22 protein-coding genes are annotated in these 21,127 nt (G+C 61.6%); 2 read left to right on the plus strand and 20 right to left on the minus strand.

All coding sequences use genetic code 11. From position 1 onward, the window contains the following. Positions 1 to 1,374 (plus strand): pyruvate dehydrogenase complex E1 component subunit beta, encoded by a 1,374-nt coding sequence (locus tag BDE40_RS06610; RefSeq protein WP_134013624.1) that lies wholly within the window; start codon positions 1 to 3, stop codon positions 1,372 to 1,374. A 12-nt stretch (positions 1,375 to 1,386) separates the two neighbouring features. Then, the gene (locus tag BDE40_RS06615) at positions 1,387 to 2,688 is read left to right on the plus strand and encodes a pyruvate dehydrogenase complex dihydrolipoamide acetyltransferase (protein WP_134013625.1); all 1,302 of its coding nucleotides are present in this window, start codon (positions 1,387 to 1,389) and stop codon (positions 2,686 to 2,688) included. Positions 2,689 to 2,740: 52 nt separating this feature from the next. Here BDE40_RS06615 and cysE read toward each other — a convergent pair whose 3' ends face one another. From cysE to fabF, 20 genes are all read right to left on the minus strand, one after another. Next, a complete protein-coding gene (cysE, locus tag BDE40_RS06620; protein WP_134013626.1) occupies positions 2,741 to 3,550 on the minus strand; it encodes a serine O-acetyltransferase in 810 nt (269 codons plus the stop codon). Between the two features lie 106 nt (positions 3,551 to 3,656). Then, positions 3,657 to 4,367, minus strand: a complete 711-nt coding sequence (locus BDE40_RS06625; protein ID WP_134013627.1) for a DUF2793 domain-containing protein — start codon at positions 4,365 to 4,367, stop codon at positions 3,657 to 3,659. Beyond that, positions 4,360 to 8,313: a baseplate multidomain protein megatron gene (locus BDE40_RS06630; RefSeq protein WP_134013628.1), complete on the minus strand. Its 3,954-nt coding sequence runs from the start codon at positions 8,311 to 8,313 to the stop codon at positions 4,360 to 4,362. The genes BDE40_RS06625 and BDE40_RS06630 overlap by 8 nt, the downstream gene beginning before the upstream one ends. Beyond that, a complete protein-coding gene (locus tag BDE40_RS06635) occupies positions 8,313 to 8,759 on the minus strand; it encodes an NlpC/P60 family protein (RefSeq protein ID WP_134013629.1) in 447 nt (148 codons plus the stop codon). Before BDE40_RS06635 ends, BDE40_RS06630 begins: the two co-directional genes overlap by 1 nt. After that, the gene (locus BDE40_RS06640; RefSeq protein WP_134013630.1) at positions 8,756 to 9,631 is read right to left on the minus strand and encodes a DUF2163 domain-containing protein; all 876 of its coding nucleotides are present in this window, start codon (positions 9,629 to 9,631) and stop codon (positions 8,756 to 8,758) included. Before BDE40_RS06640 ends, BDE40_RS06635 begins: the two co-directional genes overlap by 4 nt. Beyond that, complete coding sequence (locus tag BDE40_RS06645; protein ID WP_134013631.1) at positions 9,628 to 10,260, minus strand: DUF2460 domain-containing protein; 633 nt, start codon at positions 10,258 to 10,260, stop codon at positions 9,628 to 9,630. Before BDE40_RS06645 ends, BDE40_RS06640 begins: the two co-directional genes overlap by 4 nt. Positions 10,261 to 10,279: 19 nt before the next feature. After that, positions 10,280 to 10,942, minus strand: a complete 663-nt coding sequence (locus tag BDE40_RS06650) for a phage tail tape measure protein (RefSeq protein WP_134013632.1) — start codon at positions 10,940 to 10,942, stop codon at positions 10,280 to 10,282. Continuing rightward, positions 10,942 to 11,133 (minus strand): phage tail assembly chaperone, encoded by a 192-nt coding sequence (locus BDE40_RS06655; RefSeq protein ID WP_134013633.1) that lies wholly within the window; start codon positions 11,131 to 11,133, stop codon positions 10,942 to 10,944. The genes BDE40_RS06650 and BDE40_RS06655 overlap by 1 nt, the downstream gene beginning before the upstream one ends. After that, positions 11,130 to 11,447: a gene transfer agent family protein gene (locus tag BDE40_RS06660; RefSeq protein ID WP_134013634.1), complete on the minus strand. Its 318-nt coding sequence runs from the start codon at positions 11,445 to 11,447 to the stop codon at positions 11,130 to 11,132. The genes BDE40_RS06655 and BDE40_RS06660 overlap by 4 nt, the downstream gene beginning before the upstream one ends. After that, entirely contained in the window at positions 11,447 to 11,881 is a 435-nt protein-coding gene (locus BDE40_RS06665; protein WP_121020866.1) for a phage major tail protein, TP901-1 family, read from the minus strand. The genes BDE40_RS06660 and BDE40_RS06665 overlap by 1 nt, the downstream gene beginning before the upstream one ends. Before the next feature lie 110 nt (positions 11,882 to 11,991). After that, a complete protein-coding gene (locus tag BDE40_RS06670) occupies positions 11,992 to 12,402 on the minus strand; it encodes a DUF3168 domain-containing protein (RefSeq protein WP_134013635.1) in 411 nt (136 codons plus the stop codon). Continuing rightward, positions 12,399 to 12,734, minus strand: a complete 336-nt coding sequence (locus tag BDE40_RS06675) for a phage head closure protein (protein ID WP_134013636.1) — start codon at positions 12,732 to 12,734, stop codon at positions 12,399 to 12,401. The genes BDE40_RS06670 and BDE40_RS06675 overlap by 4 nt, the downstream gene beginning before the upstream one ends. After that, positions 12,731 to 13,330, minus strand: coding sequence for a head-tail connector protein (locus BDE40_RS06680; protein ID WP_342775000.1), 600 nt, complete (start codon positions 13,328 to 13,330; stop codon positions 12,731 to 12,733). Before BDE40_RS06680 ends, BDE40_RS06675 begins: the two co-directional genes overlap by 4 nt. A gap of 74 nt (positions 13,331 to 13,404) precedes the next feature. Then, a complete protein-coding gene (locus BDE40_RS06685) occupies positions 13,405 to 14,607 on the minus strand; it encodes a phage major capsid protein (RefSeq protein WP_134013637.1) in 1,203 nt (400 codons plus the stop codon). Positions 14,608 to 14,638: 31 nt separating this feature from the next. Beyond that, the gene (locus tag BDE40_RS06690) at positions 14,639 to 15,202 is read right to left on the minus strand and encodes an HK97 family phage prohead protease (protein WP_134013793.1); all 564 of its coding nucleotides are present in this window, start codon (positions 15,200 to 15,202) and stop codon (positions 14,639 to 14,641) included. A gap of 20 nt (positions 15,203 to 15,222) precedes the next feature. Continuing rightward, positions 15,223 to 15,483 carry a GTA head formation protein, RCAP_rcc01685 family gene (locus BDE40_RS06695; RefSeq protein ID WP_134013638.1) on the minus strand — a complete coding sequence of 87 codons (261 nt, stop codon included), beginning with the start codon at positions 15,481 to 15,483 and terminating at the stop codon, positions 15,223 to 15,225. Further along, complete coding sequence (locus BDE40_RS06700; protein ID WP_134013794.1) at positions 15,483 to 16,649, minus strand: phage portal protein; 1,167 nt, start codon at positions 16,647 to 16,649, stop codon at positions 15,483 to 15,485. Before BDE40_RS06700 ends, BDE40_RS06695 begins: the two co-directional genes overlap by 1 nt. A 157-nt stretch (positions 16,650 to 16,806) precedes the next feature. Then, entirely contained in the window at positions 16,807 to 18,135 is a 1,329-nt protein-coding gene (locus tag BDE40_RS06705; protein ID WP_134013795.1) for a DNA-packaging protein, read from the minus strand. 500 nt (positions 18,136 to 18,635) lie between these two features. Further along, positions 18,636 to 19,793 (minus strand): endolytic transglycosylase MltG, encoded by a 1,158-nt coding sequence (gene mltG / locus BDE40_RS06710; protein WP_134013639.1) that lies wholly within the window; start codon positions 19,791 to 19,793, stop codon positions 18,636 to 18,638. Between the two features lie 7 nt (positions 19,794 to 19,800). Then, entirely contained in the window at positions 19,801 to 21,054 is a 1,254-nt protein-coding gene (gene fabF / locus BDE40_RS06715; protein WP_134013640.1) for a beta-ketoacyl-ACP synthase II, read from the minus strand. Positions 21,055 to 21,127: the final 73 nt, after the last annotated feature.

The raw sequence follows: 21,127 nt of genomic DNA on the forward strand, positions 1-21,127 counted from the left end.
ATGGCGACCGAAATTCTAATGCCCGCCCTCTCGCCCACCATGGAAGAAGGCACCCTTGCCAAATGGCTTGTGAAGGAAGGCGATACTGTCTCCTCCGGCGACATTATGGCTGAAATCGAAACCGATAAGGCCACGATGGAATTTGAAGCCGTCGACGAAGGTATCATCGGCAAAATCCTGATCGCGGAAGGCACCGAAGGCGTCAAAGTGAACACCGCCATCGCCATTCTGGTCGAGGAAGGCGAAAGCGCCGACGATGTTAAGGCGTCTTCCGGTGGTGCGGCTGACGATGACGAGGACAAGGCCCCCATTAACGAGCCGATGTCTGCCAACCCCGGTGCACCCGTTGCAGTGGTTGTTCCGGCCGAAATGGACATCCCTGAAGGCACCGAAATGAAACCCACCACGGTCCGCGAAGCCTTACGCGATGCCATGGCCGAGGAAATGCGCCGCACGCCGGAAGTATTCCTGATGGGCGAGGAAGTCGCCGAATACCAAGGTGCCTACAAGATTTCCCAAGGCTTGCTGGACGAGTTCGGCGCCAAACGGGTCATCGACACCCCCATCACCGAGCACGGCTTCGCCGGTATCGGTGTCGGCGCTGCGTTCGGTGGCTTGAACCCGATCGTGGAGTTCATGACCTTCAACTTCGCCATGCAGGCAATTGACCATATCATCAACTCGGCGGCCAAAACGCTCTATATGTCCGGTGGCCAGATGGGATGCCCGATCGTGTTCCGTGGCCCGAACGGGGCGGCCGCGCGCGTCGGTGCACAACACTCTCATGACTACGCCGCTTGGTATTCCCAAATTCCGGGTTTGAAAGTCGTCATGCCCTACTCGGCAGCCGACGCGAAAGGGTTGTTGAAATCCGCCATTCGCGACCCGAACCCTGTCGTCTTCCTCGAAAACGAAATCCTCTACGGCCAGTCCTTCGATGTGCCTGTTATGGACGATTACACCGTTCCTTTGGGCAAAGCCAAAATCTGGCGCGAGGGAACGGATGTCACCATCGTCAGCTTCGGCATCGGCATGAAGTACGCCTTGGAAGCCGCTGATAAGTTGGCAGAAGACGGGATCAGCGCCGAAGTTCTGGATCTGCGCACGCTGCGCCCGATGGACACTGGTGCGATCATCGAAAGCGTCAAGAAAACCAACCGCTGCGTAACCGTGGAGGAAGGCTTTCCAGTCTGCTCTATCGGCAATTACATCAGCTCGGTTCTGATGCAGGAGGCGTTCGACTATCTTGACGCTCCCGTCATCAACTGTACCGGCAAGGACGTACCGATGCCGTATGCCGCGAACCTCGAAAAGCTGGCGCTGACGACGACCAAAGAGGTCATCGACGCCGTCAAAGCTGTCACTTACCGCTAAGGAGCGTAGATCATGCCAATCGAAATTCTCATGCCCGCGCTCTCCCCCACGATGGAAGAGGGTACATTGGCCAAGTGGCTGGTGAAGGAAGGCGACACCGTCAACTCCGGCGACATCATGGCCGAAATCGAAACCGACAAGGCAACCATGGAGTTCGAAGCCGTGGATGAAGGCGTAGTCGGCAAGATCCTGATCGCGGAAGGCACTGACGGTGTGAAGGTAAACACGCCCATCGCCGTGCTGCTGGAAGATGGTGAAAGCGCCGATGACATCGGCAAAGCGTCCTCCGCCTCGACAGAACAGCCCAAGGCTGCCCCAGAAGCTACGAAACACGATGTCCCGGCCGAAAAATCTGCCCCCGCAGCCCCTGCCCGCGCAGATGGTGACCGCGTGTTCGCATCGCCTCTGGCACGCCGCATCGCAGCCGACAAAGGTATTGATCTTGCAGATGTCAAAGGCTCCGGTCCCAAAGGCCGCATCGTCAAAGCCGACGTGGAAGGTGCGACCGCTGCCCCCAAGAAGGCCGATACAGCAGCGCCCGCTGCGTCTTCGGCAGCACCCGCAGGTGCCGCGATGGCCGCAGGTCCGACGACCGACCAAGTGCGCAAGATGTACGAAGGCCGCGATTACGAAGAGCAGCCGCTGGACGGCATGCGCAAAACCATTGCCGCGCGCCTGACAGAGGCGAAGCAATCGGTGCCGCATTTCTACCTGCGCCGCGACATGCAACTGGATGCGCTGCTCAAATTCCGCTCCACCCTGAACAAAACGCTGGAGCCACGGGGCATAAAACTGTCCGTTAACGACTTCATCATCAAAGCCTGCGCGCTGGCATTGCAGCAAGTGCCGGATGCGAACGCTGTCTGGGCGGGCGACCGTACGCTGAGCCTGAAACCATCGGACGTTGCCGTCGCCGTGGCCATTGAGGGCGGGCTGTTCACACCCGTGTTGAAAGACGCCGAGATGAAGTCGCTGTCAGCGCTGTCAACCGAGATGAAAGACCTTGCAGCGCGGGCCCGTGACCGCAAACTAGCCCCGCATGAGTATATGGGCGGCAGCTTCGCGATCTCTAACTTGGGCATGTTCGGCATCGACAATTTCGATGCCATAATCAACCCGCCTCACGCCGCAATTCTGGCAGTTGGCGCCGGAGCCAAGAAACCCGTTGTTGGTGAAGATGGTGAGTTGAAGGTCGCTACAGTGATGTCCACGACGCTGAGCGTTGATCATCGCGTGATCGACGGGGCGCTTGGGGCCAACCTGCTCAATGCGATCAAGGACAATCTCGAAAACCCGATGGGCATGCTTGCATAACAAAAAAAGGCCGGATCGTTTGATCCGGCATTTTTACATTTAATCTTTTGTATCAGCCTTTTGTGCCAATCATCTGATCCATAGAGATCGAAGGATGAGTGCAACCGGCTTCACCGACGATCTTGGCAGGAACCCCCGCCACAGTCTTCATCGGAGGCACCGCTTCCAGCACAACAGACCCTGCCGCTACGCGAGAGCAGTAGCCCACAGTGATGTTACCCAGTACTTTCGCGCCCGCACCAATCAGTACACCGTTTTCGATTTTCGGATGACGATCATCATGCTCTTTACCCGTCCCGCCAAGCGTGACCGAGTGCAGCATCGAGACGTTGTCGCCCACAACCGCCGTCTCGCCAATGACGATCGAGTGGGCGTGATCAATCATGATACCTTTGCCGATCCGCGCTGCAGGATGGATATCCACCCCAAATGCTTCAGACGTCCGCATTTGCACAAAATAGGACATGTCCTTGCGGCCCTGGTTCCAAAGCCAATGACCAACGCGATACGCTTGGATGGCTTGAAATCCTTTGAAGAACAGCACTGGCTGCAAGAAGCGGTCACAGGCAGGATCACGGTCGAACACCGCGACAATATCCGCCCGCGCAGCCTCACCCAGCCAGGGATCCGCCGCATAGGCCTCGTCCGTAATCTCGCGTAGGATTTGCTCGGACATTTCCGGTGAAGCCAGCTTTTGTGAAAAGCGGTAGGCCAAGGCCGATTCAAGCTTTTCGTGATGCAGCAACGAGCCGTGGATCAAACCGCCCAGAAGTGGCTCGGCAGCAATGGCTGCACGCGCTTCTTCCGTGATCTGAGCCCAGACCGGATCGATCTCTGCCAGTTTGGGGTTGGAATGTGCCATCACTTTTCCTTTCGGGTGTTCCCGTGTCCTTACACCACATAGGTAAAATCTGGCAATTCCAAACCCCTGTCACGCGTAAAAGCGTGATAACTCCGATCACCGTCAGTTATGCGCGCGGAATGTCGAACCGTAGCAGGTGCACCGACAGTCGTATTGTGCCCGCAGCAAAATCCCCGCCATTCGCCGTCAGCTTCAATTGGGTGTTGCTGTAATAGGCTTGCGGTTGTCCTGTGAGCCCTCGCACCCATGACCCCGCGCCGATACCGTAGCCCGACCCGTATCGGGTGTCTGAGACATCCACTCCCAATGACCAATCGCTCAACGTCCCCGTGATTGCTGTGACAACCAATCCTGTAACCGCCAGAACCACTGATCCTTGTGGAATGACAAAGCCGGTTAACGCAGTCGCACCTGCGCTCAGGTCAAAGTCGAACTCGACCGTCTCTGCCCGCATGGCTGCACCGAAGGGCGATGAAGACAACATGTTGTCGAGCCATTCCGTGCCGTCAAAACTAACGCTCACGGCTTCATCACTGACAAATAGCCTCCAACCGGACAAGGGTGTCAGGAAATCCCAGCCGCCATTCAGGTAGAACGCCAGATTTCCATCCTCACCATCCCAGGCATTCACACCCCCAAGAGGCACAAGGTAACACGTGCCCTCCTCCGCAAATGCCGGAGGCGTCGCCAAGGATCGGCTGACCACGCTCAATTGCAACGCCGCATCAATGCGGGCGAGCGCCTCGTTCACCGTGACATGTTTCTGGGCTTGCGACGCCGCAAGCAAGGGAAGTTTTAGGGTTGCTGTATCAGCCATTGATTTCGATCCTTGAGTAAAGTCCCGGTCCGAAGCGCAAGGACACCTGCGCCACTTCGATGTTGTATGGGCCAGTCAGGCCGTCTGCCGCTTGCGCAGCGCTGGAATAAGTCCAAGTCGGCGTCTGGACTTCGGTCTCCCGCGCAACGCTGCCGCCTTGAGACACGCGAACCACATATCGTTCCACTTCTTCGCCGAGCGGAACCTCGACGGAGGCCCAGCTGTCGCCATCGATCCGCGTTCTTCGAATCCAGCTCACCTCTAAATCAGTGCCAAGCCTGCGCGATTTGAGATGTGCCGGCGCATAGGGTCGAAGCCCAACCCCCTGAAATGCTTCGACATAATACCGAAATGACGGGTCGTCATAGGGCCGCAGAGACGGCCCAATACGGTAGTGCCGCGCCAATTCGCGCGATGACATTTCCATACCGATCTGTGCCGGACCACCATCAAGCATCACAAAGCGGCTCCCCACCGGCCAGCTATCAGGCATCAACCCGTCGCTACCCGCTTGTCCGCGCAACAGGTCGGAAAGGTCATAGGTATTTGCTGCCACAAGGTTTGCTGACGCGAACTGGATGACTTCCCAGCGCTCGGATGAGCCTTCGCCAATCGCAGCTACATTCGCCCCGTTCAACACTGCGTCCCACGACTCGGAGCTGAGCGAAGCTCCGGACAAGGTGACCCTCAACGGCTCGCCCCTTTGCCACAGGCCACCCTCCGCACGCCCGAGTGCCGTGGCCAATACGCCCATGCGCGCAGGGGTCTCTATCACAGTGTTCAACGTGTAACCGCTATCCTCGGCGGAGCTGTAAACAGCAACCCCACCCGGCCAAGGTCGTGCAGATGCGGCGACATAGGGCGCGTGGGCAACCTCGTCCCCTTTGAGCAGTGGAAGGTCCATAAACTGGGCCGAGACTGGCACCGGCACCGCGAACGGGCGCACTTCTCCGACGCTCTCGACCGCTTCGCTGGGCGTGTATATCTGCCGCTCTACCCGCACGGCTTCAATCCGGCGAGCGCCCCGATCCTCCACGCGATCGACACGGTACAGCGTCTGGTCTCCACGGGCATCGGTAAGCTCGGCCAGATCACCGGCGCGCAGATCACTGCGTGACGGTGGTAACGAAAAGCTCACCGCGTCGCGCGCGACACGCGCCTCCGACAACCACCGCTCGGCAATCGTTGTTGCTTCTGCTTCGGTCAAGGCCAGCGGCAACTCGTTTTGCGTTACGTCCGCAGCCCCGTCATGGGGGAACCGCGCATCCGCAACGCGCACCACAAACTCCCCCTCGGCCTCGACATATCCAAGACGCACTTCGCCCACGGTTTCGGCCTCGGGTGCACGCACTTGTTCAAGCACCACATCTTGTCCGTCAACAACAAGCTCGGCCTCGTCCACCGTCTGCTGGCTGGCATCTTTGCGTGCTTGGAACACCACCTTGCCACCGCGCTCGATCGCATCGAACCCAAGCGCGATCATCAAGGGCTGCAAGGCCGAGCGCGGCGTGTCAAACTCGGCTACACTGAAACCGCGCACCACCCCGTGCAAATCGGTCGCATCGTAATCCGACAGCCCGACGCTCTCACATAGCTCTCCGACCACATGGGCTAGTGGCATGACCGACGTGCGACCCGTAAGCCAATGTCCCGTCACATGGTTTTGACCATCGCTCCAAACCGAGAGGTTGCTTGGAAAGTCCGGCCAAGGCCTTGCATCCCACGCCCATACGAAAGCCCGCGACATGTCGACCATGGGGCCATCGTAAACCGGGCTTACGGGGTTATTGTCAGTCGACCCGAAGAACCCGTAATAGGCCCGCAGATACTGCATCTGGACGTAGTCGTCTCGCTTACCCTTTGAGAAATGCGGGATCGCGCTCTCGCTCGACTTAGGATCAAGGAACTTGTTGGGCTGGTTCGGCCCCTTGTCAATCGCAGCACATCCCATTTCGGTGAACCAGATGGGCTTGGACTGTGGCTCCCAAGCGCTCGACACCGAGGAGCGCACGCCGCCCACGCGGTCATGATGCGCTTGCCCCCACCAGTTCCATAGATCTTTGTAGCGATACACCCATGGCTCCCCATGGGCGCCATCTTCAATCGGTGTTCGTATCTGTAAAGCCCGCTCCTCGTCGTCACGGTAGTACCAGTCATATCCCTCACCGCCGCGAATATTGCCGCGCAGGTAATCCAGATCATAAATCGAGCCAGCCTCCGCGTCCAAATGTGCATCGCCGTCCCGCCAGTCCGCGATGGGCATGTAATTGTCGATCCCCACGAAGTCGATCTCGTCATCCGCCCAAAGCGGGTCCAGATGGTACAGTAGATCACCCGTCCCGTCCTGCGGTTGATATCCGGCATATTCCGACCAATCCGCAGCGTAGCCGATCTTTGCGTCCGGCCCCAATATGCCGCGCACGTCGCCTGCCAGAACCCGCAGCGCCTCAACCGCTGGAAAGCCTCCGCTATCGTCGCGAATTTGCGTAAGCCCGCGCATCTCCGAGCCGATGCAAAATGCGTCAACACCACCTGACGCCGCGCAAAGATGCGCATAGTGTAGGATGAACCGACGATAGGAATACTCGGCGGGGCCGCTATAGATCACCTCGCCATCATTCAACGTGAAATCGGAAACATGCGCGCTCCCCATAAGCGCGGCAACCTCTGCATAAGCAGCCGCCGTGCCATCGGTCGACCCCGCAACGCCCACAGCCCGGTCAGATGTGATCCTGCCCCGCCACGGCAGCGCGGGTTGCCCGATATCCCCGCTATAAGGATCAGGCAGCGTATTCCCCACGATCTGGTCCATCAGAATGAACGGGTAGAACATCACGTCTTGGCCCGCTATTTTCAGTGCAGCAATCGCCTCAATGACTGAAGCATCTGACGGAGTCCCCCCGTAAATCGGTGCGCCGTCCGCCCGCGCAACAGCTTCGGCTTGCCCACGGTCGATACCCGAGACCGACCAAACTGACGGGTCAGCTCCAGCGACAGGCGTGCTTCCAATTGTGAAGTTGTTGCCTGCTTGATCCTCCACCTTCGGGGTGATCTTGCAATGCCCAGCGCGCAAATCATCACCAAACCAGCTCACCACCAGAGAAGTAGAGCGGCAGTTCGGCAATTCCCCCGTCAAAGCATCCAGCGACGACACCAAATCCGGCACGCCTTCCGCGCTGTTCACATTCGCGGCGGTCCCTTCGCCCAAAGCACCCTTGCGGTAAACCGGCGTCGTCGCCAATGCGAACTCGCCAGAACCCGGCATTAACGCGACGGCTTGAACCAAATCCGACATCAGCGGCTCGCTCACGCCTTTCGCGCGCGACGGGCGGATCACCTCGAAGGTCAGTTGCGGTACACGGTTGCCAAATTCGCTCAGGTCCATGTCTTCAATCACGACATAGGCGAGACCACGATAAGCGGGGATGGTGCCTTCCCCTTCAATGGCGCTCATAACGGGGTCGGGCTGCTGCTCCTTGCTCCCCGTGTAAACCCGCAAGCTCAGGTCGGATTTGCGAATAATCGTCCCATCCGCCCAGATCCGCCCGACTCGTGCGATTTCGCCTTCGCACAAAGCAACTGCAATAGAGATACAGTAGCTGTACTGTCGGTTGGTCGCCTTCGGCCCGCCTCCCTTGCCACCGCGTTGTTCGGTAACGGTAACCTTTTCTTTGAACCGCGAGGTCCAAATCACGTTCCCCGGCACCCGCATCCGTCCGAAAACGCGCGGCACGACGCCGCCCTCACTGGCCCCCATCACCCGCATCCGGTCCAAGCGGCCCGACTCGACCGTCTGGGAACCACTCCCCATCAAACGCTGGTCAATGGCACGCCCGATGGTCGCGCCAATCGCCCGCCCGATCACGACCGAGCTGATCCCGAACGCCCCACTGCCCAAAACGCCGCCAACAGCGGCCCCTGCCGCGGATAAAAGTATCGTTGCCATCAGCTACCTGCTTTCGGAAATTCAAATCGCGCCACAACGCGCCGTGCCCAAGGCTCCGAGAACGGAGACTCCACAACCCCATGCCCCGAATAGGCATGGATAAATTTCGGTGCAGCACCCAAGGCCGAGGTGATCCCCAGATGCTTGGCTACCCCTTGCTCGCGCATGCGAAACAACACCACATCGCCCAGCGCGGCCTCATTCGGTGCCTTGGCAACCAGCCGCCGTCGTGCAGCCGCCCACAGGCGCTCCTCGCCCTGCGGCTCCGACCAATCCGCTGAATACGCAGGCACCGCTTCCGGCTCCGCGCCATAAACGTCCCGCCACACCCCGCGCAAAAGGCCAAGGCAATCAGCTCCCGCCCCCTTGCAACTCGCTTGGTGGCGATAGGGTGTGCCGATCCACGCGCGTGCCTCCTGCACGATCCGTTCAGACACCCCGCTCATTTGTAACGGCTCCCACCATCATTCGCGCCCGAGTCCTGCGGGTAGGTCATCAGCCAGTCCTCCCCCGGAATATGCGGGAACCCTTGAAAGTTCGCGATGTTCTGAAACTTCAACCGGCAGGTCTCAATCCGTTTGTCGCATCCTGCTTCCAGCAGGACGATATCCCCGACCTCAACAGGCATCCGCAGCTCTTCCCAAAGCTCGATCACCCGCGCGCCATCCACCATGCGGTCATTTTTGACCATCGCCACCAGCCCGTCGGCCTGCCCTGACCGCACTTCAAGCCGTCCTCGCTCAAACCAGCGATCATCAAACCCAGCCAAGGCGGAAAAGCGAAACACCCGTCCGGCTTCAACCTGCTCAATCGGAACTTCCGTTCGATACCCCGCAGTAGTCAAATCAACGCAACATGTCCGATCCCCCAGCACAGCCTGACACGGCTTCTGATACACGCGCCCTACAGGCGTGTTCAGCACTTCCGATAACCCGCGTAGTTCCGCATGAAACGCGCCATCCGCGCGCTTCAACTCCCCGATGGAGCCTTTGAACTGCACCTCCCGCGCCGTCACGTCGCGCCAGTTCACCAGCCACGCCGTCACCTCCGCCCCGTCAAAGCGCCCCGCGTTGATGTCGGCCTCCGTCACCGCTTCATCCGACAGCGCTCCAACGGCTTCAGTGTTGTCCACCGCCAGCCCCGTCACCTGTTGCAACGCACTCGCTGTCAGCCCAGTGTCCGCTTTGAAGTCCACCCCTTCAAACGACATCCCTTCGTCATGGTCGGTAAAGCCAAACACGCGCCCGTCGCGCCGCGTCACCGCCCAGCAGCGGCACACGGTCGTCAGTCCGCTGGCAAGATGCTCCTGCAAACTCATACCCGCACCTCCACGACCGGCACACTCGGCACGTCGCCGGCCTGAAAGCTCGCCACACTGGTCTGAATTGCGTCCACAGCAAATCGCACCGGCACGTCGAATTCGTATCCTGCGGTAATCTCCACACCCGCATCCGGTGCCTCGCCAAAACTCACGACACCCGTGTTCAGGTCGATCTCCCAGTCCACGCCTTCTTGCAGCACAATGCCGTCGAACCCGACCAGCACCGTTCCCGATACCGCCTTCTTCACCGGCCGCGCGTAGTCATACCCACCCGACGCATAGGTCTTGGTCAGCTGCCACTCCGTCTGCACGCCGTCCCCACGCCCGATCACCTGATCTTCAAACGTCACCTCACCCGATGCCTTGCATGAGCGGAAGTCTGACCAGTCTTTCCAACGGAACCCGTAAAGCTGCCCCTGACGCGCTTCGAAAAACGCCACCATGGCTTCCACATCGTCCAGCGACCGCATCCCCACGCCCGCGTCATACCGCCTGCGCGAATGTGCCCAAGGCGTGTTGCGCTCCTCGAAGCCGTTGGCGAGGGTCACAACTTCCGTGCGCCGCTCCGGCCCGCCCAGCGAGCCAAAGGACAAAGACGCCGGAAACCGCACTTCATGAAAATTCATCTAAGTATCCTCCCCAGGATCAACGGTTGCGCTGGCCGCGGCTCAAAGCCCGGCCCATCTGCGCTGCAATCTGGCTTTGCGAGCGTTGGAACCCCGCCACGTCAGGCGTCGATATATTCATCACCACCTGCACAGGCCGCCCGCCCCCACCAGCACGCACGCCCAAACTGCCATCAGGCCCACGCGCCAGCGGCATGATCGCCTCCGGTCCCGCCTCACCCATCAGCCCCATGCCCCCTCGCATGGCAAAATTCGTAGGCGCGCTCACCACGCCCCCCTTGGCAAATGGCATCACACGGCCTTGGCTAAACGTGCCGCCCTTCTCGAACGGCAATATCCCCGAAACCAGCCCGTTCATCCCGTTGGCGATCACCTCGCCCAACCCGTTCTGGATCGGCCGCATCGCGGTGTTATAGGCGGCGTTGACCATGCTCTCGGCGACGGCCTTCAACGCGTCCGACAGCTTCATGCCATCAAAGGCCAGCCCGTCAAACGCCTTGCGCAACCCGCCGCCAATCGACAACGACAACGACGCAACCTCCCGCGATGTGTAGAGCATCGTCGAGCGCATCGCCGTCAGCTCCGTCTCGAAGGTGCTCACGACCACCTCCGCGCCGCCCAGCGACGTCTCCAACCCCTCGATGCGGCCTTCCAGCCCGTCAATTCCGTCCAAGACACCCATCAAGGCGCTCCTTTCATGTCGCTATACATCCGCTCCAGCTCTGCCAGCCGGGCGCGGTTCAACGGCTTCTCGACCGCGTCCAGCCCCAGAACCAAAACCAGCTCCGCAGGGGTCAGCGCCCAAAATTCCGCAGGCTTAAGCCCCCCCGCCACACCAACCCGCAGCAAGGCGGGCCAGTCAAAACCGCTCATGTCCCTTGCGTGGTAAACGCCCGCGCCAGCAATTGTGCCGCCACCTTGGTGCACCCCAGCAAGCCGCCTTCGATCTCCGAGGACACCAGATCAGCCGCCACGCCGCGCCAGCCCCCTCCACGCAGGCCGGCCACAATCAACGCCAACACGTCCCGCGTGGAAAACCTGCCCGCCTCGAACCGCTCGATCAGGTCCAGTACGGTCTCGCCCGCCAAATCCGCCTCCAGCTCCGCCAGCGCCCCGAGCGTCAGGCGCAACTCATGCGCCTGACCGTCCAGCACCAAGCGGACCTCGCCCGCCCACGGGTTCGCCATTACGGCCCCACCGGCGCATCAAGGATCGGCGTGAACGTCAGCGCCCCCGCCGAGGCCAGCGACATCTCATACGTCGCCTCACCTTCCAGCGCCCCCGCGTATTCAATGGAGGTGATCTGGAACGCCCCCTCAACAATCCCGAAATCAGGGATAATCACCTGAAACTGAGGCACTTCCCCGTCAAAGAATATCTGCCGCGCCCGCTCGTCGGTGCCTTCGTCACGGAACACACCGGAGCCGGAGATCGCAGCGCTCTTGACACCGGCCCCGGCCAACAACTCGCGCCAGCCGCCCGCGCTCTCCATCGAGGTCACGTCCACCTGCTCCGCATTGAACGAAATCCGCGTGGCGCGAAGGCCCGCGATGGTCTCGAACTGGCCGTCTCCGGTCAGATCCACTTTCAACAATAAGTCCTTGCCGCGTTGCACGCCCATGGCTCATCTCCATCCATATTTCATTAAGGTTAACGCGCGCCCAGCAGAGCACCCGCCCCCATCATTGCTTCAAAAATACCTAATTCCGCCGCCCACCACGGGCGCAAAGCTCACCCGTCATCCACCCGCGCCCGAAACGTCAGGTCGATCCGGCGGGCATTGCCACGCTCCGCCCTGGCCGCTTTCGCTTTCAGGAACCGGCACGACACCAGCCGTCCCCGCGTCAAAGCCAACTCCGCGTCGATCAGCACATCACAGACCAGCACCGCCGCCTGCTTCGCCGTCGAGAACCCTGCCGCATCCGTCACCACTGAAATCACGAACTCATGCACCGCGCCGCCACCGGATCCGTCAGACCCGGCCCGCACATTCTCCGGTCCCAAGGTCACGTATAAATCCGGCAAGCTGCCCGCAGGCTCCGCATCGAACACGGCACCACCGACCAGCGCACTTAGGTCACTGTCCCCCGCCAACGCGCCATACACCGCCGCCTGCAAGGCGGCTGAAACTGCATAGGTCATCCCGCAACCTCCTCTATGGCAAAGCACGTCAGATAGCGGGCGTCCGTGTCATACTCCGCCACGCCGACGATCCGGAACACACGCGCCCCTTCCCGAAACCGCTGCTCCGGCTTGGGCCGCGAATCCGATCCCACGGGCGCACCGCGCACCACGATCCGGTAAGGCACCGTCGACACTGTCACCCCTGCCCCGAACCGCTCGCGACCCGAACCAGCCTTCACCCGCGTCCACAAATCACCCAAAGCCACCCAGGCTTCGGTGTAGCCCCCCGCCCCGTCCGCCACGCGGACCGCGTGCTCCAGCGTCAGACGTCTGTTCAACTCCACACTCATGCGCGCGCACCCAGCACACGGATGTTGCGGTAAGGCTCCAGCAGCGACACGACACCAAAGGGCATCACGCCACTGGGCCCGCTCAAATCGTCACGGTGCTCGTAGTAATACGCACCCAGCAATTGCACCGCCTGTTGCAGATCGGCAGGAATGTCATCCCAACTCGGGCCAAAGCCCGCCGTAAAGGTCACAACACCCTCGCCGCCCTCTGCAATCACGGGCAGACTGCGCCCCAAGGCAAACAAGCGCGGGCGGTGCGTGTCGCGCTCAAGCCCGTAAAGCTCTTCGGCAATCTCGCGCACCACGCCATCAGCACTGCGCAGCGCGACGCTGGCAATCGCTGTTACGGGCGCCACCGGCAGCGGTTGATGCCCGTAGGCGGCCCACTGTGTCCGGCGCCACTGCAACACCCGCTCGAACAGAATCTTGCCAGTGCGTGCTTCGATCGTGGCCAGCGCCGCGCGGAGATACCCGCCCAGCACCTCGTCTTGCAGGCTCTCGTCGGCAAAGCCCGACCCAAGCCGTAAATGCGCTTTGAACGCGGCCAAGGGCAAAGCCTCGGCGGGGGTGGTGGTCAGATCAACCAGCTCCATCATCCATCTCCAAACGGGTCTGTTTCAAAATCAGGGAATATGGGTCGGGCGCGGCGATCCGCGCCCGACCCGCCCGCCTAGAAGCTCGAGAACTTCAGCAGCTTGATCGCCGCAAAGTCCGACACATCACCGCCCACGCGCTTGGTGGCATAGAACAGCACATGCGGCTTGGCCGAGAACGGGTCACGCAGGATGCGCAGGTCCGGGCGCTCCGCCACGGTGTAGCCCTTAGTGAAGTCACCAAACGCAATCGCGGTGGTGCCCGAGGCGATGTCCGGCATGTCCTCGCCAATCAGTACCGGATAGCCCATCAGTCGCGCAGGCTCGCCCGCCGCCAGACCGTCCGACCACAAGAAGCGCCCGTCCGCGTCCTTCATCTTGCGCACGGCCCCTGCCGTCTTGGAGTTCATCACGAACGCCGCATTGGCGCGGTAGCGGGCACCCAGCGAATAGACGAGGTCCACAATGCTCTCCGCCGGTGTGCCAGAGGCAAAGTCGCCATCCACGCCGGTCGCGATGTAGCCAATATTACCCCAGGTCCACGCGTCATCGGCAACCGAGTTATGCGTCAGGAACCCTTTGGGCTTGTCCACGCCGTCACCCTTGATGAACGCTTCCGCTTCAGCCGCTGCAAACTTGTCCGCGATGCGGCCCGCAAGCCAGCCTTCCACGTCAAAAGCTGCGTCATCCAGCAGGCGCTGCGACGCTTTCGGCAAGGCAGACAGCTCGTGCAGCGGAATGCTGATGCGATCGAACTGCGGCGTGTCCGTCTCGGTTGCCGCCGCTTCCGTGGCCCAGCCAAAGCCCAGCTCGGTATGGTCCACCAGCACGTCGTAGGACGTGGCTTCCACGTTCACCACATTGGCAATCGCACGCAGCGACGCGGACGAACGCAGCACCGTCGCCACCGTGTCCGAGGTCTGCGGGTCCACCAGATAGCCACCGTCGGCGGCCACGGCGGTGGTCAGTCCTTTTGCCTCAACTTGCAGGCCGCGCAGACCATCGTCATCGCCACTTCTCAGATAGGCCTGAAAGGCCTTCTGGTGAGGCACCTCGGCCTCGACGGCGGTGGACAAAGCGGGGCGTGCCGCGCGGGCGAAATTCTTGCGATCCAGTTGGGTCATGCGGTCTTCCTGTGTTTGAAGTCGGGATTTAACGTCGGCCTGAAACTGGCCGAAATCATTCATAAATCCGGCCATCTCCTCGGCCAGATCAAAAGCCGGAGCGTTGCCATCGGGCATACGCCCTCCGGCCCGGGACTTTGTCTCGGGTTTGGTCATGTCATGTCCTGCATGTTGCTTCGTGTTGTGCTCAGGCGTCGCTGAGCGTGTGACGCAGGGTGCGGAAAACGCCCGCCAGATCCTGCGCCGTCGTATCCGGCGCAAGGTCGTCGGCCTTCGCCCCCACCCGCGCCGTCTGGAGCATCGGGAAGGTCACCAGTGACACCTCCCACAACTCCAGCTCTGCCAAGTGCCTCCGGCCTTTGGCATCCCGTTCGGCCTTCACCGTCCGGTATCCGATGGACAGCCCGTCAATCGCGCCGGCCTCGATCAAGGCCGCAGCCTCTAAGCCCTGCCGCGTCTCGGTCAGCAGCCGTCCCTTGACGTAGAGCCCCCGCGCGTCCTCGCGCACCTCATCCCACACGCCAATCGGCTGGGCCGGGTCATGCTGCCAAAGCAGCTTCACCTTGGTGCCACTCGACGCCAGCCGCTCCAGCGACGCGCCATAGGCCCCCTTTGTCACCACGTCACCGCCCTGATCCACTTCGCCAAACAGCGAGGCATAACCCGAGATCGTGGCATTCGCGCCCAGCTCCACCTGATCCCCGATCTGGCAAAACTTGCGCTCCAGCTCCGGCCCGTAATAGTCTGACATCATAGTATTTCCTTGTTCAGTCACGGCAGAAAAACACCGGTCACAGTTTCCTTGAGAACAGCCGCAGCTACCCCGAAAATCGTCAGCCAGACCCGCCTGTCCAGACGCTCCAGCCGCGTCTCGATCTGCCCCAGCCGGTAGTCCAGCGCGGTCCAGCGTTCCGCCTGCACCCGCTCCAGCGCTTCCAGCTTCAGCAAAGGGGCTGCCTCGACGCCACTCTGAAACGGCTCATAGAGGTAGCGCGATCCGCCGCCCTTATGCGGGCGGTCCTTGTCCTCCATCAGCTCGCCTCCGCAGGCAGTCCCAGCAGCACCCGCTTCTCCGCGTCGCTCAGGAAATCCGCCCCCGCGACCCGCGCCCATTGCGCTTCCCGCTCCACGCCCAATGCGGGAATCTGGTCCAGATCAGCCGACAGCGTCACCGCCTCACCGGACAGCTCGCCCAACCAGTGTGACACGGCCCCCAGCACCTTGCCCGCCAGTGGCAGAACGGTCAGGCGATAGAAGGCCCGGTTCGCCTCCGCGTAATTCGCATAGGTCGCATCCCCCGGTATCCCCAGCAGCATCGGCGGCACCCCAAATGCCTGCGCAATCTCGCGCGCCGCGGCTTCCTTGGTCTTCTGGAACTCCATATCCGAGGGCGAGAACCCCATCGGCTTCCAGTCCAGGCCACCCTCCAGCAGCATCGGCCGCCCCGCATTCCGCGCGCCCTGATGATGCGCTTCCATCTCGATCTGCAACCGCTCGAACTGGTCGTTGGTCATCGCTTGCTGGCCATCGCCGCCCTTGTAGACAATCGCCCCCGAAGGCCGCGCCGCGTTGTCCAGCAAAGCCTTCGACCAGCGCGAGGCAGAGTTATGCACGTCAATCGCCGTCGCTGCCGCCTGCAAGGGGGAAAACCCGTAATGGTCATCTTGCGGATGGAAGCTGCGGATATGGCAGATAGGTGCCAGCTCCCCCGTCATGTCAAACCGGTGCTTGCGCCCGCCCACCGCGTATTCATACGCCGCAGGCCAGCCATCCGCGCCGGGAACCAAACTCATCCGGTCCGAGCGCAGCACATGCAGCTCCACCGGAACGCCCTCTCCAAGCCCCACAGCCTCCAGATACCCGTTCCCCGACAGCAGCAGCTGGCCATAGAGCGCCTCCAGCATCTCTGCCCGCCCCTGCGCCTGATTGGGCCGCGACATCAGCCCCAGCACAGGATGCCTCTCGAACCGCTGCGCCCCGTCCTGCAACACCAAAGGCAAGGCCGCCGCCGCCTCCGCGATCATCTTGACCGACCGGAACCCCACAGGGTTCGCCGCAAAGCCCGAGCGCGTCAGCGACGGCGTGTCCCGCGGGCTCCAGGCAATGCCGCGCCCGCCGTAAGCCAGCACCTTGCCCGTGGCCGAGGCCTTCGCCTCCGGCACCTCCGCCTGTCCACGCCGCAAAAAGTCAAACACCATCATCCGGCTCCTGTTCGTCCAAAAAGAAAAGGCCCCCGTGGTGCAATCCATGGGGGCCTCAATTGTCTGTCGCATCAGGGCCGAAACCCTTCATCGCGTCGTTAAGGGCAATCTAGCGCACTGCCCCTAACATCACATTACGCCACCGTACGGTGCTCTAAAGCGTCCGTATCCGCGCTTGCGGGGCCGCCGCCCCCATCAGTTCCGTCAACGCCCAGACCAGCGCGTCCACACGGTCCGGCGAGCCGGAGCCCTGAAAGCCCGTTACCGTCATCTGGCACATCTGATCCTCCAACGGCCCCAACGCGCCGTAATGCTTCACACGACCCTGTTCATACAAAGCCGCCACAGGCTCCGCCCTTGCCGCCTTGCCCCGCGACGCATGGACCGACCGGTACGGCACCACAGGGTCCAGCTGATGGATCAACGTCTCCACCAGATCGCCCCCTTGGTTCACCTCCGCCACGATCCGCTCCGCCCCGTGCCGCTCGTAAGCCGCCAAGACAGCATGCGCCCAGCCGGTGGGCGACGCCCCCTCAACCGTCGCGTCCTCGATCACAACGGCCTCCCAGTCCTTACCGGACCGCACCAGCCCCGCCACCACGATCCCGCAGGCGTCCGACGCCTTCTTCGACGACACCGCAGGGTCCACCGCGACCACCACCCGCTCGAAATCGGGCAGCTCGGTCACGCGCAGATCCTCCAGCATCGACGCAGTCCACAAGGCGCCGTCCAGATCGTCCAGCAAAATGCCGTCCAGCTCCTGACGCCCCATCCGCGTGTTGCCATAGCGCCTGCGCACCTCTTCCAAAAACGACGCCGCAAGGTTGTCCTTGTTGGCCTCGGTCGGCGCATGGGTCACCACCGTCGACCCTGCATCCAGTATCTGCTTCAGCACCGTCACATTGCGCGGCGTGGTGGTAAACACCTGCTGCGGACGGTCCCCCAGACGCAGCGCGAATTGCAGCTGATCATAAGCCTCCCGCGCCTTGGTCCATTTCGCCAATTCATCCACCCAAGCCGCGTCAAACTGCGGCCCGCGCAGATGCTCCGGCGAGGACGCGCTATGCGCCTCCGCGATTGCCCCGTTCGGCCAGACCAGCCGCCGCCGTGTCGCCTGCCACTCAGGCCGACGGTCAGGGGGCGAGCACGCCAGTATCCCGCTATCGCCAAAGATCATCACGTCGCGCACTTGGTCAAAGGTCTCACCCACCAGCGCCACGCGCCGTGCGCGGCCCGGATCGCCGGGCATGTCGCCCTCGACCATCATCCGCACCCATTCAGCCCCCGCGCGGGTCTTGCCCGCGCCGCGTCCGCCCATGATCACCCAGGACCGCCAGTCGCCCGCAGGCGGAAGCTGATGCGGATGCGCCCAGAAATCGAACAGGAACGGCAGCGCCGAGGCTTCCTCGTCACTCAGCCCCTCAAGAAACGCTTCGCGGATCTCGTCCGGCTTGGATGCGATCAAGGCGGCGCCTGATCTCAGTCCGGGCTGCCCCAAGGTCGACGGCAAACTCTCCCGCTCGTCCGGCACGCTTTCTGCGGTGTTCATCTAATTTCCCTTCCGCGTCTCTACTCATGTTCAACAGGGTCTGAAGTTCGTGCTTCAGCTTGTGTCTCAGCTCGGGAGGAACCGAACGCTCGGTGCGCGCACGTCGCCATTCCCGCCTGACATCTGTGGTCAGGTCATGCGCCATCGCCGTCAGGTCCTCCAAAATCTCGTCTACTGTTTTCGTCACCGATAGGTCCGGCGAACCGGTTTGATCGGGGGTCTCTGTCATGCGGCCTCCTACCTTCCGCACCGGTGGCGGAAAGGCTTGGTCTGGGGTCGGAAAACGAAAAAAGCGGCCTTGGGTCTTGGTGACCCGAGCCGCTTTCTCACTTGTTCCGTCTTGAGAGGTCTTATCCCTCATCAAAGCCCGAATGTCAAGAAATTGCGCCCGCTCAAAAGCTGCGAACGCTGTTCGTTAACAAAGGGTTAGCGCCCTAGTTATTGGCGTTCCGCTCCGCTTCGATTTTGCGCCATTTGGCAACGTTTTCGTTGTGCTCCTGAATGGTCACAGCGAACGCATGTCCGCCCGTGCCATCCGCCACAAAGAAGATATACGGCGTGTCGTCAGGGTTTAGCGCAGCCTCGATCGCCAGACGGCCGGGGTTGGCAATCGGCGTCGGGGTCAGGCCCGGAATGGCATAAGTGTTGTACGGGGTTTCGCGGTCCAGCTCGGACCGGCGCAGCCCGCGCCCCAGCACGCCCTCGCCACGGGTGATCCCATAGATCACCGCAGGGTCGGTTTGCAGCTTCATGCCTTTACGCAGACGGTTGGTGAACACGCTGGCCACCTGACGCCGTTCTTCGGCAACGCCGGTCTCCTTCTCGATGATAGAGGCCAAAATCAACGCTTCCTCCGGCGACTCCAATGGCACCGTCGGATCGCGCGCTTCCCATGCCTCGGCCAGAATTTTCTCCTGCGCCGCCTGCATCTTTGCAATCAACTCGGAGCGGCTAGCACCCGGTTTGATCTCGTAGCTGTCCGGTGCAAGGCTGCCCTCAGCGGGCGTTGCCTCGATCTCGCCTTCCATCACATCCAGCGCGCGCAGGCTGTCCGCGACCTGCCAGCTGGTCACCCCTTCTGCCACGGCCACACGGTAGCGCACATCGCGGTCGTCCCGCGCCTCCACATAGACTTGAGGAACATCATCCACGCCGGGCGTGAACTTCGCCGTCTCGATATACTCGTTCGTTGCAGGGTCCAGTTCCCGCACCACAGCGCTGCGCGAGGTCACGCCAATGCGGTACACCACTTCCGTCCCGCATGTGTTCTGCCCGCCACGGGTCACAACATCCACGATCTCCTGCATAGACGCGCCCGCAGGCACCAGAAAACTGCCCGCTTTCAACTGTTGCGACTTGTCCGCATAGTCCGCACCGATGCGAAAAATCCGCCCGTTCGACACGGCACCTTTTGCTTCAAGATCCCGCGAAACCAGCGCCATTGAGCCGCCTAAAGGGACACGCACGCAAATCGCGTCCTCCAGCGGGCCGGTCTTGGTGTATTGCGCCTGTCCCCAGCCCACCAGCGCGCCAGCGGCGACCAGTAGCAGGATGAACAGCGTCAGGAAGTTCGAGGCGATGGATTTCCACATAAGGGGCTTACACTTTTCCCATGATCAGGCAGGCATTGGTGCCGCCAAAGCCGAAGCTGTTGGATAAAACCACATTAACGTCGCGCTTTACCGCCTTGTTTGCACACAAATCAATGTCGGTATCCACGGCGGGATTATCAAGGTTGATCGTCGGCGGGCAGATGTTGTCCCGCATCGCCAGAATGCAGAAGATCGCTTCAATCGCGCCAGCGGCTCCCAGCAGGTGGCCGGTCATCGACTTGGTGGACGACATGGTCGCCCCTTTGCAGGCATCACCCAGCAGCCGCTCCACCGCGCCCAGTTCAATGGTGTCCGCCATGGTCGAGGTGCCATGCGCGTTGATATAGTTGATCTGAGCTGGCTCGATGCCAGCCCGCTTCACCGCAGCCCGCATGGCCCGCTCCGCGCCCTCATGGTCAGGTGGCGGCGCGGTGATATGATGCGCATCACCTGACAGCCCATAGCCCAACACTTCACCATAAATTTTCGCGCCACGCGCTTTGGCGTGCTCGTATTCCTCCAGAACCACGACACCCGCGCCCTCGCCCATGACAAACCCGTCGCGGTCTGCATCCCATGGCCGCGAGGCCTTCTCCGGGTCGTCCGCATGCGCCGTCGACAGCGCCTTGCACGCGTTGAAACCGGCGATCCCGATCTCGCAGATCGGGCTCTCAGCGCCACCTGCGATCATCACATCCGCGTCGTCCAGCGCGATCAGCCGCGCCGCGTCACCGATGGCATGTGCGCCGGTGGAACACGCGGTCACAACCGCATGGTTCGGCCCTTTAAAGCCGTAGCGGATGGACACCTGCCCCGACACCAGATTGACCAAAGCGCCCGGAATAAAGAACGGCGACACCCGACGGGGACCGCGCTCCTTGATCAAAACAGCCGTGTCCGCAATCGAAGACAAGCCGCCAATGCCAGAACCGATCATCACGCCCGTGCGCTCCAGCTCGTGCTGGTCATCCGGCGTCCAGCCAGCGTCTTCCACCGCCTGCTGCGCGGCCGCCATGCCGTACAATATGAAATCATCCACCTTGCGCTGCTCTTTGGGCTCCATATAGGCGTCGGCGTTGAACTCGCCCGCGCCTTCGCCACGCGGAACTTCGCAGGCGTAGCCGGTCCCCAGATGCGAGGCGTCAAACTTCTCAATGGTGCGCGCGCCGGATTTCCCCGCCAGCGCATTCTTCCACGTGGTCTCCACGCCGTCGCCCAAAGGCGTCACCATTCCAAGACCGGTAATCACAACTCGACGCATACCCACCCCTTTATCCTGTAGCACAAGGTTTATCCTTCGGGTCTTACACGTCCACGACCCATAGGGGCAAGGT

Source organism: Litoreibacter halocynthiae (assembly GCF_004365635.1).
Taxonomy (GTDB): domain Bacteria; phylum Pseudomonadota; class Alphaproteobacteria; order Rhodobacterales; family Rhodobacteraceae; genus Litoreibacter; species Litoreibacter halocynthiae.

Bases quoted from the DNA above. Each gene is read 5' to 3' on its own strand.
- BDE40_RS06675 (WP_134013636.1), bottom strand. From the start codon at position 12,734: ATGAGTGTGGAGTTGAACAGACGTCTGACGCTGGAGCACGCGGTCCGC.
- cysE (WP_134013626.1), bottom strand. From the start codon at position 3,550: ATGGCACATTCCAACCCCAAACTGGCAGAGATCGATCCGGTCTGGGCT.
- BDE40_RS06680 (WP_342775000.1), bottom strand. From the start codon at position 13,330: ATGATGGAGCTGGTTGATCTGACCACCACCCCCGCCGAGGCTTTGCCC.
- BDE40_RS06630 (WP_134013628.1), bottom strand. From the start codon at position 8,313: ATGGCAACGATACTTTTATCCGCGGCAGGGGCCGCTGTTGGCGGCGTT.
- BDE40_RS06665 (WP_121020866.1), bottom strand. From the start codon at position 11,881: ATGGGCGTGCAACGCGGCAAGGACTTATTGTTGAAAGTGGATCTGACC.
- BDE40_RS06660 (WP_134013634.1), bottom strand. From the start codon at position 11,447: ATGGCGAACCCGTGGGCGGGCGAGGTCCGCTTGGTGCTGGACGGTCAG.
- BDE40_RS06635 (WP_134013629.1), bottom strand. From the start codon at position 8,759: ATGAGCGGGGTGTCTGAACGGATCGTGCAGGAGGCACGCGCGTGGATC.
- BDE40_RS06610 (WP_134013624.1), top strand. From the start codon at position 1: ATGGCGACCGAAATTCTAATGCCCGCCCTCTCGCCCACCATGGAAGAA.
- BDE40_RS06685 (WP_134013637.1), bottom strand. From the start codon at position 14,607: ATGACCAAACCCGAGACAAAGTCCCGGGCCGGAGGGCGTATGCCCGAT.
- BDE40_RS06615 (WP_134013625.1), top strand. From the start codon at position 1,387: ATGCCAATCGAAATTCTCATGCCCGCGCTCTCCCCCACGATGGAAGAG.
- BDE40_RS06670 (WP_134013635.1), bottom strand. From the start codon at position 12,402: ATGACCTATGCAGTTTCAGCCGCCTTGCAGGCGGCGGTGTATGGCGCG.
- fabF (WP_134013640.1), bottom strand. From the start codon at position 21,054: ATGCGTCGAGTTGTGATTACCGGTCTTGGAATGGTGACGCCTTTGGGC.
- BDE40_RS06650 (WP_134013632.1), bottom strand. From the start codon at position 10,942: ATGGGTGTCTTGGACGGAATTGACGGGCTGGAAGGCCGCATCGAGGGG.
- BDE40_RS06695 (WP_134013638.1), bottom strand. From the start codon at position 15,483: ATGGAGGACAAGGACCGCCCGCATAAGGGCGGCGGATCGCGCTACCTC.
- mltG (WP_134013639.1), bottom strand. From the start codon at position 19,793: ATGTGGAAATCCATCGCCTCGAACTTCCTGACGCTGTTCATCCTGCTA.
- BDE40_RS06700 (WP_134013794.1), bottom strand. From the start codon at position 16,649: ATGGTGTTTGACTTTTTGCGGCGTGGACAGGCGGAGGTGCCGGAGGCG.
- BDE40_RS06645 (WP_134013631.1), bottom strand. From the start codon at position 10,260: ATGAATTTTCATGAAGTGCGGTTTCCGGCGTCTTTGTCCTTTGGCTCG.
- BDE40_RS06625 (WP_134013627.1), bottom strand. From the start codon at position 4,367: ATGGCTGATACAGCAACCCTAAAACTTCCCTTGCTTGCGGCGTCGCAA.
- BDE40_RS06640 (WP_134013630.1), bottom strand. From the start codon at position 9,631: ATGAGTTTGCAGGAGCATCTTGCCAGCGGACTGACGACCGTGTGCCGC.
- BDE40_RS06655 (WP_134013633.1), bottom strand. From the start codon at position 11,133: ATGAGCGGTTTTGACTGGCCCGCCTTGCTGCGGGTTGGTGTGGCGGGG.
- BDE40_RS06690 (WP_134013793.1), bottom strand. From the start codon at position 15,202: ATGTCAGACTATTACGGGCCGGAGCTGGAGCGCAAGTTTTGCCAGATC.